The organism is Parvibaculum sp. (assembly GCF_039973015.1).
In the GTDB taxonomy this organism is placed as follows: Bacteria; Pseudomonadota; Alphaproteobacteria; order Parvibaculales; family Parvibaculaceae; genus Parvibaculum.
This window is the reverse complement of record NZ_JBDWLT010000010.1, coordinates 61,214-73,709: the sequence shown is the minus strand read 5'-3', so window position 1 is coordinate 73,709 and position 12,496 is coordinate 61,214. Positions and strand designations below refer to the sequence as shown.

Genomic DNA, 12,496 nt, shown 5'->3' with positions numbered 1-12,496 from the left:
GCGTCTTTAACCCTGTCCACGGGTTGTTCTGAAATCTTGCGAGAGTCCAAGACGGATCACGAAAAATGCGCTATAAAGCGGAAAACCGTTATAAGAAACAAAGAAAACAGGAGGCGCGCCGCTACACGGCATCGGGCCCCGGGGGGATCCGGCGAACGATGCATCGCGGTAGCCGGAAACGCCCGAGTGCAGGAGCCTAGGTAATGTCTTCGTCTTTTTCCCGGATCGTCTCGAACTGGGTGCCGCGTCTGCGGCTCATGTCCCTTGCAGCTGTGTGCGCAACAGCGCTCACCTTCACCGCTTTCGGCCCTCGTGCGGCCGCCGCGCAGGACGAGGCAGCCTCGTCCGAAATCGAATATGCAGTGCCGTCCGATCTTGCTTCGCAGTCTCTTCTGCTCGATGCGACCTATGCGGGCGACCGTCTCGTCGCCGTCGGCGAGTTCGGGCATGTCGTGCTGTCGGATGATCGCGGTGCGACCTGGCATCAGGCAAAGGAAGTGCCGACGCAGGCAACGCTGACCGGTGTGACCTTCGTCAACAAGGATCTCGGTTTTGCCGTCGGGCACGACGCGACGGTTCTTCGTACCACCGATGGCGGCGAAAACTGGAAGCTCGTCTACAACGACACCGAATCCGAAATGGCCTTCATGACGGTCTATTTCGAAAACGAAAAGCGCGGCTTCGCAATGGGCGCCTTCTCGTTCATGGTCGAAACGAATGATGGCGGTAAGACCTGGGAAGAGCGTTCGCTCAGCGAAGGCCTGCTCGACGACTACCATCTCAACAAGCTCTTCTCCGACAAGGATGGCGATCTCTACATCGCCGCCGAGTTCGGCGTGGTTTATCACTCAGCCGATCAGGGCCGCACCTTCAACCGCATCCAGACGCAATATGAAGGCTCCTTCTGGGGCGGCTTCGGCATGGCTGACGGCTCGGTGATGGTGTTCGGCATGCGCGGTAACGCGTTCCGCTCCTACGACAAGGGGGCGACCTGGACGAAGGTGAACACCGGCACGGACAAGTCCATTGCGGGCGGTGTGCAGCTCGGCAACGGCAAGATCGTTCTTGTCGGTCTGCAGGGTTATGTCGGCTATAGCGACAATGGCGGCAAGAGCTTTACCGAAGTGACGCGCGCTGACCGTCTTGGCTATGCGGCGGTGACGGACGGTCCTGACGGCCAGATTGCCGTCTTCGGGGAGCCGGGCGTGAAACTGATGTCCGACAATATGGAGAAGGCGCGCGAGGAAGTCGGTGCCAAGATTACGGCTCAGGTCAGCGACGACAACAGCTGATCCCATTCTCCAGCCTGACCAACAAGGAACCCCGGCCTTCGCGCCGGGGTTTTTTGCGTTCCCGGTCGGGGGACTCATCAGTGTGCTTTACCTCGGGGCGCTGTGGAGGCCACAATCTTCCCAAGAGCCTAAAACAGGGCCGCCGCATGGGAGGATAGAGGATGACGGGTACCGTCGATTTCAGCCACTACACGCGCATCAAGGCGAGCAGGCAGGGGCGCGTCCTGACACTTGCGCTCAGCAACCCGGCTCTGATGAATGCCGTTGACGGGGAAATGCATCGCGAGCTTTCGCGCATTTTTCTCGACGCTGCCGACGATGCCGGCTCCGACATCATTGTTTTGACGGGAGAGGGCGATGCCTTTTCCGCGGGCGGCGATCTCAACTGGATGAAGCGCGGTTTCGAGGCGGGCGAGAAGGGCCCGGATGCTGCCGAGGCCAAGCGCATCATCTTTTCGCTTCTCGATCTCGAAAAGCCGATCATCGCCAAGGTGCGCGGGCCTGCCGTGGGGCTGGGCGCGACAATCGCACTGATGTGCGATGTGATCTTTGCCGGCGAGAATGCGCGCTTTGCCGATCCGCATGTGCGGGCGGGCATCGTTGCCGGCGATGGCGGCGCGATCATCTGGCCGCAGCTTGTTGGCTATGCGCGTGCGAAGGAATATCTCATGACCGGCGATCCGGTGCCGGCGAGGGAGGCCGAGCGTATCGGCCTCGTCAATCATGTGGTGCCCGAGGCAGATCTCGATGAGCGCGTCGCCGCCTTTGCCGGCAAGCTCGCAGGGGGTGCCATTCAGGCAATCAAATACAGCAAGGTCTCCGTCAATATCGGGCTGAAGCAGCTAGCTCATACGATCCTCGATACGTCGATCGGCTATGAGATGCTTACCTTCACCACCGAAGACCACAAGGAGGCTGTTCGCGCCTTCCTTGACAAGCGCAAGCCTGTCTTCACGGGGCGGTGACAAAAATGGGTTCTTCGGCGCAAGACCTGCCGCTCAATTTCGACGAACCGGAGCATGTGCGCATGTTGCGGGAGGCGACGCGCCGCTTCGTCGAGAATGAAATGCCGCGTGCAAAGGCGCGCGACTGGGACAGAGGAAATATCTACCCCGCAGAGGTGATGCAAAAGCTCGGGGAAATGGGAATGATGGGGCTTACCGTCGAAGAGCGCTTCGGCGGCTCCGGCATCGATATCTACGCGACAATGGCGGTGATCGAGGAGCTTGCAAAACGCTCCGTCGCCGTGGCTTGCCCTTACATCATGGCGGTTTGCTATGCGGGCATGAACATCGGCGAGAGCGCCACCGAAGAACAGAAACAGACGCTGTTGCCGAAGGTCGCGTCAGGCAATCTTCTCTTCGCCTACGGGCTTTCGGAGCCCAATGTCGGCGGCGATCTCGCGACTGTCGAGACTACGGCGCGCCGCGAGGGCGATGAACTGGTCATCAACGGTACGAAGCGCTGGTGCACCGGCGCGCATATCGCCGATTATATTTTCTGCTTGCTGCGTTCCGGGCCCAGGGAAGAGAAGTACAACAACCTCAGCATCGTTCTTGTGCCGCCTTCATCGCCCGGTATCTCGATTACGCCGCTTGGGCATCTCGGCATTCGCGGGGTTGAGACGAAGGATGTGAGTTTCGACGATGCGCGGGTGCCGGTGTCGAACATTCTCGGCGGCGAGGCGATGTGGAACAAGGGTTGGCAACAACTCGCGGGAAGGGCGCTCGAGGTAGAGAAGCTGGAGCTTTCGGCCTGTGCCCTCGGTCTTGCGGAAGCGGCGCTTGCGGACGCCTGGCGTTATGCGGAAGAACGTACGCAGTTCGGACGCAAGATCGCCGGTCATCAGGCTATCCGTCATTCGCTTGCGGAAGAGAAAACCAGGGTCAGGGCGATGCGGCTCATGCTTTACAGCGCGGCATGGCTGGCAGACCAGGGCCGGCCATGCTCGGTCGAGACGTCAATGGCGAAGCTTTTCTGCTGCGAAGGGGCCGCGGAGGTGACGCAGGCCTGTCTGCGTGTCACGGGGGCTTACGGACTTTCCGATCAGATGGACATGGAACGCTATGTACGTGACGCGGTGAGCCTGCCAATCGTCGGCGGTTCGTCCAACATGCAGAAAAACAATATCGCGAACCGGTTGAAACTGGGCGCTTGAGGGGAGGAGGGCAGCATGACGGTGACGGGGACTGCAAGCGAGACGGCGGGCGCATGGCAGGATCTTTTTGCGGCGGCGGAGAATTTCGCGCCCGAGATTGCCGAGCGTGCGGCGGAGATCGAGGCAAACCGCTTCCTGCCTCAGGACATCGCCGATCGTTTCGCGGCGGCGGGGCTCTATCGTCTTTGCGTACCCCGGGCCTATGGCGGTTATGAGGCGCATCCGGGCGACCTTGTGCGCGTGGTGGAACGGCTTGCCCGTGCCGATGGTTCGGCGGCCTGGTGCGTCTTTATCGGTGCAACCTCCGGTCTCGTTGCGGGTTTTCTTGAACCTGCAGAAGCGAAGCGGGTCTTCGGCGATCCGCGGACCATCACGGCGGGTGTCTTCGCGCCGCGCGGCAAGGCCGTGCGCGCCAGTCAGGATGGTGTCGAGGGATACCGTGTCACGGGACGCTGGCAATGGGGCTCCGGCTCGCGCAACGCCTCGTGGATTTCGGGCGGTGCCCTTATCCTCGGTGAAGACGGGAAACCCGAAATGGCTGCGGAAGGTGTACCGCAAAACCGGATGATGATGTTCCGCGCCGAAGACGTCACGCTTCACGACACATGGGATGTTTCGGGGCTGTGCGGGACGGGGAGCACGGATTTCGAAGTGCGGGATATCTTTGTGCCGGCTGCTCGCGCGGTTAGCCTGATCAGCGACAAGCCGCTTGCGCTGCCGCTCTACTGTTTTCCAACTTTCGGCTTACTCGGAATCGGCATTGCTGCGGTTGCGCTGGGTCTTGCGCGCGGCTCTATCGATGCGCTTGTCGAGCTGGCTGACGGAAAGACTCCACAGGGTTCCTCGAAACCGCTCGCGCAGCGCGCCAAGGCACATCTCGATGTTTCCGAGGCCGATGCTTTGACGCGGTCCGCCCGCGCCTTTCTGATGGATACGATCGAGGACGCCTGGCAGGCTGCATCGGCGAATGGTGAAATCACGGTCGCGCATCGTCGCGACATCCGTCTCGCGACGACGCATGCCGTTCGCTCGTCGGCCAGGGCAGTCGATCTGATGTATACGCTGGCGGGAGGCAGTTCGGTCTATCGCAGCTCCGCGCTTCAGCGACAGTTTCGTGACGTTCACGTGACAACACAACACATGATGGTATCGGATGCGACCCTCGAACTAACGGGGCGCCTGCTGCTTGGTGTGCCGACCAATACCGCAATGCTCTGATAACCTGTTGAATACTCTCAATTTTCAAGAAGAAGGGAAGCATGGCTTACGAAAGAAAAGGCCGCGTCGAAGGCAAGATGGCGTTCATTACCGGCGGCGCGCAGGGACTTGGCAAGGCATCGGGGATAATGCTGGCGCGTGAAGGCGCAAAAGTGACGCTTGCCGATATCAACGAAAAGGGCGCTGCAGAAGTCGCCGCCGAGATCAACGCGGAATGTCCGGGGATGGCTTTTTCAGTCGGCCTCGATGTGACGCGCGAGGACCATTGGAAGGATGCGCTTGCCGAAGCGGACAAGGCGATGGGCGGCATCAACGTGCTTTTCAACAATGCCGGTATCGGTGGCGGTACGACCGTCGAGGACACGGATTTCGAGACCTTCAAGAAGGTGCAGGCGGTGGATGTCGATTCCGTTTTTCTCGGCTGCAAATATGCGATCCCCTACATGGTGCCGCATGCGCCGGGTTCGATCATCAATACCTCGTCTATTGCCGGCCTCATCGCGGGCCACAATATGGCGGCCTATAATGCCGCGAAGGCAGGCGTCTGGCTGCTGTCGAAGTCTGTGGCGCTTCATTGCGCGAAGCGGGGCTACCGCATCCGCTCGAACTCGATCCATCCGACCTTTATCGACACGCCCATTCTCGACGGTATGGCCCGGGGGATGTCGAAGGAAGAACTTGTGAAAAAACTCGCGAAGCAGGTGCCGCTTGGCGTGGTCGGCGATCCGGATGACGTTGCCTATTGCGTCCTTTATCTGGCCTCGGACGAGTCGAAATTCATCACGGGTTCCGAGATCAAGATCGATGGCGGCATCAGCGCCATGTGAGGGTGCGTGATTTGCGGCCACCTTGTCGAATTGCAACTGGCGGGTGGCCGTCGTGACAACTGCATCATCTTGCACTGCAACAAAAGAGGCGCGCTCTTATCGATGCTCCATCGTGAGCCGTCAAAAACGGGCAGCATGGCATTGGAAATCAGAAATCCCGGTTGCCACCCGACGCACTGCGCCGAGGGCGCAAGCCACACCAGCCTGAGACATTTTGAGGTGTTTTCGAGGAAAACGGGCTTCCGGAAATGGTGGAGCCGAGCGGGATCGAACCGCTGACCTCCTCATTGCGAACGAGGCGCTCTCCCAACTGAGCTACGGCCCCGGAGCCCTGCGCGTATAAGCGCTGGAGGCCGCTTCTTAGGCGGCGGCGGGCGAGGTGTCAAGAGAGCGGTGTGCCCTCCGCCGCTTCGCCTCAATCCTCTCCTTGAACCCCCGCCCCGGCCCGTTTACATCTCAGGGGGGCTGGAACCTCCCGCGCCCGGTTTCCGGCCATCTCCGGCCAATGCTTGAGCCGTCCATCCCTCAGAACCAACAACCGGCGAGCCCCCATGATTGCCCTTCTGAATCTGATCGATACGCTCATCACTCTCTATATCTGGGTGATCATCATTGGCGTTGTCCTGAGCTGGCTCATCGCCTTCAACGTCATCAATACGCATAACCGCTTCGTCTACATGGTGGTGGACACCATCAATCGGCTGACGGAACCGGTACTCCGGCCGATCCGGAATGTGCTTCCCAACCTTGGCGGCCTCGACGTTTCGCCGGTCATTCTGCTGCTGGTTCTCGTTTTTGTGCAAAACCTGATCCGCTATGACGTTCCCTTGTGGCTTGGCGCGGGCCGCTACTGACGACGATGCCCTGCAAGCGCGCCGCTGACGGCGTCACGGTGCGGCTGCGGGTCACGCCCCGGGGTGGCGCCAACCGGATCGAGGGTCGCGGGGAGGACGCCAATGGTGAGCCGCATCTGAGGCTGCGTGTCTCGACGGTCGCGGAAAAGGGCAAAGCGAACGACGCTGTCCTGAAACTCCTTGCAAAGACCTGGGGCCTGCCCCGTTCTTCCTTCTCTCTCGTTTCGGGCGATACGGGCCGAATCAAAATCGTGGCGGTCAAGGGTGACCCGGAAAACCTCATAGCTCGCATCGGTCTCTCGCTCGAAAGTCCGGCAAAGGGGGCCAGGTGATGCAGGGGTGGGCTTGTCGCGGGGTGGCGGAGCTTACTATAGTGCCGCTGCCCTTGCGTGACTGGCGAGAAGAGGTGGAGCGAACCACCGTGGAGCGCAGGGTATATGCGCCGCTCGCCTGGGCACCCCATCCAGACAACGAGGTGCCCTCATGACGTCTCCGGCCCAGGCTTCCATTATCGACGGCAAGATCATTTCAGCGGAACTCCGCGCACGTGTGGCGAAGGAGGTCGAGCGGCTCAAGCGCGACCATGGGCTGACCCCGGGTCTCGCCGTCATACTGGTTGGCAATGACCCGGCAAGCGAGGTTTATGTCCGCAACAAGGGCATCGCGACGCGCGAGGCGGGGATGAACTCCTATGAATACAAGTTGCCCGCGGATACGAGCGAAGCCGACCTGCTGGCGAAAGTCCGGGAACTCAACGCCGATCCGGCAGTGCACGGATTCCTTGTGCAGTTTCCCGTGCCGGACCATATCAGCCAGCAGTCTGTGATCGACACGATCGACCCTGCGAAAGATGCGGATGGTCTTCACCCCTTGAACGCCGGGCGTCTTGCAAGCGGGCTTTTTGCCATGGTGCCCGCAACGCCCGAAGGCTGCCTCATCATGGCAAAAAGGGCAGGTGGCGATCTCGCGGGCAAACATGCCGTCGTCATCGGCCGTTCCAATCTTGTCGGCAAGCCGATAGCCCAATTGCTGCTCAAGGAAAATTGCACCGTCACCATCGCCCATAGCCGTTCGCGCGATCTGCCTGCCATCGCGAGGGAGGCGGATATTCTCGTTGCCGCTGTGGGCCGGGCGAATATGGTGACGCGCGACTGGGTGAAGCCGGGTGCGACTGTCATCGATGTCGGAATCAATCGCGTACCCGCCCCCGAAAAGGGCGAGGGCAAGACAAGGCTCGTCGGCGATGTCGATTTCAACGACGTGGCCGGGGTGGCCGGGGCGATCACGCCCGTTCCCGGCGGGGTGGGGCTCATGACGGTTGCCTGTCTGCTGCGCAACACGGTGATTGCTGCTTGCCGCGCCAACGGCATCGAACTTCCCAAGGACTTCTGACAGCCATGGAAATGCGACAGCTCGGAAAATTATGGCCGGTCAGTGCGCTGGCGCTTGGCGGTGGCGGGCTTGGCCAGATCTGGGGTGAAACCTCACGCGAAGAAGCCATCGCCACTCTCCGTCTCGCCGTGGAGAGCGGCATCACGTTGATCGACCTTGCGCCGCTCTATGGACGTGGGGAAGCGGAAGCGGTTGCAGGTGAGGCCTTTGGCGGGAAATGGCCGGAAGGTATCCGGGTTACGACGAAATGCATGATCGGACGGCGCCACCTGCCGGGCGCAATGGAGCGGCTTGAAAAATCTCTGCTGCGCAGCCTCGCGACACTGAAGCGCGAGCAGGCCGATATTTTTTTCCTGCATTCGAACATTTGCCCGGACGATTATGAATATGAAGATCCCGCTTTCGAGGAATACGGTGTCGTACGCTGGCAGATGTTCGTCAACGAAGTCATTCCGGCCTTTGAGAGACTAAAGGCGAAGGGGCTTATCGGTGCATGGGGAATTACCGGTACGGGGTTGCCGCGCAGCATCATGGACGTTCTTCGCGGCAAGCCGAAACCGGACGTCGTGCAGGCGGTCACCAATGTTCTCGATTCGCCGGGCGGGATGCGGCGCTATCAGGAGCCGCCGGAACCGCGCAATATCATCCGAACCGCCAAGAATAACGATGTTGGTGTAATGGGAATTCGCGCCGTGCAGGCGGGTGCGCTCACCGCTGCTATCGACCGTCCGCTGGCAGCGAGCGACCCGGAAGTGCGCGACTATGAAAAGGCCGCACCTTTTCGTGCGCTTGCCCGTGCGCTTGGTGAGGATCCAGCCATTCTCGCGCATCGCTACGCCCTCGGGATGTCCGGCGTCGACACGCTGGTGCTTGGCGTGAAGAATCGCGCGGAGCTTTCTGCCATTCTGGAGGCGGAAGAGCGCGGCCCCCTGGAAGAAGAGACGAGGAGGCGCATTGATGCGCTTCGTCTCAATTTCCAGGTGCCACGCATGCCGATCGATGGGGACGGTACGCTCTAGATGGATCGATGCGCCCTAACCTCACCTGTTGTCGAGTTGCGCGCGTACGGCGTGCAGACCTTCGCGGGTAATGAGATAGGGGCTACCTTCCCTCGAAGCGATGAGCCGTCTTTTCCTCAGGCGTCTGAATGTGGAGAGAGTGCAATCCGTCAGCACCCATCCTTCGCGGGTGATGCAAGCCACATCGACAATCTTGCCTTTGCTGTCCTTTTCGACGCGGATGCGGCCGCCACGCGCGAGCGCGTGCAGCGTGCGCTGCTCGAACTTCGAGATATTCATGAATAACGTTCCGGAGATAAGCCAAAGCGAGACGGGCTTCATGCCGCGCCCAGGCAATTGCGCTGGGCGGGCAGGCTGCCGTCTTGTGGAATGGCCTGGCGGAAAGGGATATTCCCTCTCAGTGGCCGCGCTTTTCTCCGAATACAGACATCAACGCTCCATCTGGCGTGAGGCCCTATCAGTAATGGTGGGAGAGGGGGGCAGTCAATCCAGGCGGTGGGCGGTACTATTCCTTTTGCTTGTGCTGTGTCTCGTTCCACACATGGCCGTGGCGCAAGACAATCCGGGAGCGGGCATGATCGAATGGCCGCGAGCGGAAATGCGTCATGCGCTTGATGATTTCATCGAACGGCGCATGCAGGCCCTCGCGATCCCCGGGGTTGCCCTGGCCGTCATAGACGAAGGTCAGATCGTCTATGAAAAGGGATACGGTATCGCCGACGCCGATGGCGATCAGAAGGTGACGCCGAACACGCTTTTCGAGGTGGGCGGTATCGGTCTGCCAATCGAAGCTTATGCAGCCATGTTGCTTGTGCGTGAGCGCAAGATGTCGCTCGACGTGCCGCTTTCCGATTATCTCGAAACGCCATGGCTGCCGGATGAAGATGCTTCACGCAGCGTCACGCTCCGCCAGGTGCTTTCCCACCGCTCCGGCCTGTCCGACTGGGTTCGGCTGGGTGTACGGAGTGTCGATTTCAAGCCCGGCACGGATTTTCAGTATTCCGGTATGGGCTATGTCTATCTTGCGCATGTGATGTCGCAGATCGAGGGTGTGCCGTTCGATCGCCTGATGCGGCAGAAAATCTTTCAGCCATTGGGCATGTTGTCGTCGGGCTATGTGATTCCAGAAGCGCTGGTAGATGAGGTGGCGCGCGGCCATCATGCACTTTGGGTTCCGATATTCACCTTTGCAGGCCCGGCGGTCGCGATCTTTGTCGCGCTCGCCCTCGTAACCCTGATTGTGGTGCGGTTCGGCTTTCACCGCCTCAAACTCGAACCATTCGATCTTGTTCCTGCGGCTATTCTCGCTCCAGTCAGCACCAGCTTTCTGGCCTACTACCTGCTTGGCGGCTGGGCTCTTGCTTTTTGTCTCGGCTATCTCGTCGCTTGGCTTGCGGGTGTCGGGCTCGTGGTGGCGATGGTTCAGTATCTTCGCTTCATCTTCGACAGGGGCTGGTCGGAAGGCGTGCTGTCGCGCGGCGCGCGACGAGGTTCTTTTAGTCCCCTCCTCTTTGGCGCCGTGTTCCTGGCAAGCCTCCTTTTCATGACATGGCAGGTGCCGCTGCCGGCGCGCGACGGCGACGACTTCAACGCCGCCTTGTCCTTGCGTTCAAGCGCGCATGATCTTGGCCTCTTCGTCACCGGCTTTGCCGACGGAGCTCTCGTCGGAATGCCGCTACGGGCCAGCATGGTGGAGGCTCGCATGCCCGTGGGCGAGACGCAGAACGACAGGTTCGGGTGGGGGCTTGGCTTTGGTACGCGAGAGCGAGCGAGTAGTCTGACGCTCTGGCAGACAAGTGCGAATATCGGATTACGCGGGATCATGGTTATAGAGCCGTCCCGCCGGGCGGGCGTGGTTGTGCTTACCAACTCCGATAGAGGAAAGGTGCTGATGCAGGAAGTTGCCGGCCATGTACTCGGTCCGGAAGAACCTTGGCGGCTTCCCTGAACTGCTGGTCCGGCGCCTGTCTAGCTCTTTTTCGCCGCTTCGATCGCTTTCACGATGAGCTCGCGAGCCACATCTGCATCTTTCCAGCCATCGATCTTCACCCATTTCCCTTCTTCGAGATCCTTGTAGTGCTCGAAAAAATGGGTGATCCGCTGGATCAGGATGTCCGGCATGTCCGAATAGCTGTGGACGTTCTTGTAGTAGGGATTCAGCTTTTCGACGGGTACGGCGAGAATCTTTTCATCCTGCCCCGCCTCGTCGTGCATCATCAGGACACCGATGGGACGTGAACGGATGACGGCGCCGGGCACCACAGGAATGCGGCTCACCACGAGAACGTCGACCGGATCGCCATCATCGGACAAGGTGTGCGGCACGAAACCGTAATTGCAGGGATACTGCATGGCCGTGTGCATGAAGCGGTCGACAAAAAGTGTCCCCGATTCCTTGTCGAGTTCGTATTTCACCGGGTGCCCGCCGTGCGGAACCTCGACGATCACGTTGATATCTTCCGGGGGATTCTTTCCGATCGGGATGGCGTCGATACGCATTACAGTTACTTCTCAGCTCTTTTGTTGCGGGCCGCGAGCAGCCGGAGACGGAGCGCATTGAGCCGAATGAAGCCCTGTGCGTCCTTCTGGTCGTATGCGCCTGCGTCCTCTTCGAATGTGACGTGCGCTTCTGAATAGAGCGAATAAGGCGAGGAGCGGCCGACGACCGTTGCTGAGCCCTTGTAAAGCTTCACGCGTACAGTGCCCGTCACCATTTCCTGGCTTTTGTCGATCAAGGCTTGCAGCATTTCGCGCTCAGGCGACCACCAGAAGCCGTTATAGATGAGTTCGGCATAACGCGGCATGATCTCGTCCTTGAGATGGGCTGCGCCGCGGTCCAGCGTGAGCGATTCCATGCCACGATGGGCGGCGAGCAGCACCGTGCCGCCAGGGGTTTCGTAGACACCGCGCGATTTCATGCCGACATAGCGGTTTTCGACGAGGTCGAGACGGCCGATGCCGTTGTCGCCGCCGAACTTGTTCAGCTTCGTCAGTAGCGTCGCAGGCGACATTTTCTCGCCGTCTATGGAAACGGCGTCGCCCTTCTCAAAGCCAATCTCGATATAGGTTGGCTTGTCAGGCGCTGCTTCCGGCGAAACCGAGCGGCTGTAGACATATTCCGGTGCTTCCTCGGCCGGGTTTTCCAGCACTTTTCCTTCCGCCGAAATATGCAGCAGATTCGCGTCGACCGAGAAGGGGGCTTCGCCGCGCTTGTCCTTGGCGATCGGGATCTGATGCTTTTCGGCGAATTCGATGAGCTTCGTGCGGGAGGTCAGATCCCATTCGCGCCAGGGCGCGATGATCCTGATCTCCGGATCAAGCGCGCCATAGCCCAGTTCGAAGCGAACCTGGTCGTTGCCCTTGCCGGTCGAGCCGTGGCAGACCGCGTCGGCGCCCGTCTCATGGGCGATTTCAATCTGGCGCTTGGCAATGAGCGGCCGAGCAATCGAGGTGCCGAGCAGGTAGACGCCCTCATAGAGCGCGTTGGCGCGGAACATCGGAAAGACATAGTCGCGAACGAATTCTTCGCGCAGATCCTCAATATAGATTTCCTTGACGCCGAGCATCTCGGCCTTCTTGCGCGCGGGCTCCAGTTCTTCGCCCTGGCCGAGGTCGGCAGTGAAGGTCACCACCTCGCAGCCATAGGTTTCCTCCAGCCATTTCAGGATGACCGAGGTGTCGAGGCCGCCGGAATAGGCCAGCACCACCTTTTTTACGGATTTGTCGGCGCTCATCA

At 60.2% G+C, this 12,496-nt stretch carries 13 protein-coding genes, 1 tRNA gene and 1 riboswitch; of the genes, 10 read left to right on the top strand and 4 right to left on the bottom strand.

Annotated features, from left to right (window positions below; all coding sequences use genetic code 11):
• The first annotated feature begins 203 nt into the window (after positions 1-203).
• The 5 genes from ABJO61_RS11585 to ABJO61_RS11565 all read left to right on the top strand — a co-directional run bounded on the left by ABJO61_RS11585 (position 204) and on the right by ABJO61_RS11565 (position 5,495).
• Entirely contained in the window at positions 204-1,292 is a 1,089-nt protein-coding gene (locus ABJO61_RS11585) for a YCF48-related protein (RefSeq protein ID WP_348323282.1), read from the top strand.
• Between the two features lie 161 nt (positions 1,293-1,453).
• Positions 1,454-2,257: an enoyl-CoA hydratase-related protein gene (locus ABJO61_RS11580; RefSeq protein ID WP_348323281.1), complete on the top strand. Its 804-nt coding sequence runs from the start codon at positions 1,454-1,456 to the stop codon at positions 2,255-2,257.
• Positions 2,258-2,262: 5 nt separating this feature from the next.
• Entirely contained in the window at positions 2,263-3,450 is a 1,188-nt protein-coding gene (locus ABJO61_RS11575) for an acyl-CoA dehydrogenase family protein (protein ID WP_348323280.1), read from the top strand.
• Positions 3,451-3,465: 15 nt separating this feature from the next.
• Positions 3,466-4,668, top strand: a complete 1,203-nt coding sequence (locus ABJO61_RS11570; protein ID WP_348323279.1) for an acyl-CoA dehydrogenase family protein — start codon at positions 3,466-3,468, stop codon at positions 4,666-4,668.
• Positions 4,669-4,709: 41 nt separating this feature from the next.
• Positions 4,710-5,495, top strand: a complete 786-nt coding sequence (locus ABJO61_RS11565) for an SDR family oxidoreductase (protein ID WP_348323278.1) — start codon at positions 4,710-4,712, stop codon at positions 5,493-5,495.
• Between the two features lie 249 nt (positions 5,496-5,744).
• Here the strand turns inward: ABJO61_RS11565 and ABJO61_RS11560 are convergent.
• Positions 5,745-5,820 (bottom strand) — tRNA-Ala (locus ABJO61_RS11560).
• 226 nt (positions 5,821-6,046) lie between these two features.
• Between ABJO61_RS11560 and ABJO61_RS11555 the strand changes: the two genes are divergently transcribed.
• The 4 genes from ABJO61_RS11555 (at position 6,047) to ABJO61_RS11540 (ending at position 8,760) form a co-directional block, all read left to right on the top strand.
• Positions 6,047-6,349 (top strand): YggT family protein, encoded by a 303-nt coding sequence (locus ABJO61_RS11555; protein WP_348323277.1) that lies wholly within the window; start codon positions 6,047-6,049, stop codon positions 6,347-6,349.
• A complete protein-coding gene (locus tag ABJO61_RS11550; RefSeq protein ID WP_348323276.1) occupies positions 6,325-6,681 on the top strand; it encodes a DUF167 family protein in 357 nt (118 codons plus the stop codon). Before ABJO61_RS11555 ends, ABJO61_RS11550 begins: the two co-directional genes overlap by 25 nt.
• A 47-nt stretch (positions 6,682-6,728) precedes the next feature.
• Positions 6,729-6,812: riboswitch (ZMP/ZTP riboswitch) on the top strand.
• Positions 6,813-6,832: 20 nt separating this feature from the next.
• Complete coding sequence (gene folD / locus ABJO61_RS11545) at positions 6,833-7,741, top strand: bifunctional methylenetetrahydrofolate dehydrogenase/methenyltetrahydrofolate cyclohydrolase FolD (RefSeq protein WP_348323275.1); 909 nt, start codon at positions 6,833-6,835, stop codon at positions 7,739-7,741.
• 5 nt (positions 7,742-7,746) lie between these two features.
• Positions 7,747-8,760 (top strand): aldo/keto reductase, encoded by a 1,014-nt coding sequence (locus tag ABJO61_RS11540; protein WP_348323274.1) that lies wholly within the window; start codon positions 7,747-7,749, stop codon positions 8,758-8,760.
• 21 nt (positions 8,761-8,781) lie between these two features.
• Here the strand turns inward: ABJO61_RS11540 and ABJO61_RS11535 are convergent, their stop codons facing one another.
• The gene (locus ABJO61_RS11535; RefSeq protein WP_348323273.1) at positions 8,782-9,039 is read right to left on the bottom strand and encodes a YjhX family toxin; all 258 of its coding nucleotides are present in this window, start codon (positions 9,037-9,039) and stop codon (positions 8,782-8,784) included.
• 295 nt (positions 9,040-9,334) lie between these two features.
• Here ABJO61_RS11535 and ABJO61_RS11530 point away from each other — a divergent pair, with 295 nt between their 5' ends.
• The gene (locus ABJO61_RS11530; RefSeq protein WP_348323272.1) at positions 9,335-10,708 is read left to right on the top strand and encodes a serine hydrolase domain-containing protein; all 1,374 of its coding nucleotides are present in this window, start codon (positions 9,335-9,337) and stop codon (positions 10,706-10,708) included.
• A 20-nt stretch (positions 10,709-10,728) separates the two neighbouring features.
• Here the strand turns inward: ABJO61_RS11530 and ppa are convergent, their stop codons facing one another.
• Positions 10,729-11,259 (bottom strand): inorganic diphosphatase, encoded by a 531-nt coding sequence (ppa, locus tag ABJO61_RS11525; RefSeq protein ID WP_348323271.1) that lies wholly within the window; start codon positions 11,257-11,259, stop codon positions 10,729-10,731.
• 5 nt (positions 11,260-11,264) lie between these two features.
• Positions 11,265-12,494: an argininosuccinate synthase gene (locus ABJO61_RS11520; RefSeq protein ID WP_348323270.1), complete on the bottom strand. Its 1,230-nt coding sequence runs from the start codon at positions 12,492-12,494 to the stop codon at positions 11,265-11,267.
• Positions 12,495-12,496: the final 2 nt, after the last annotated feature.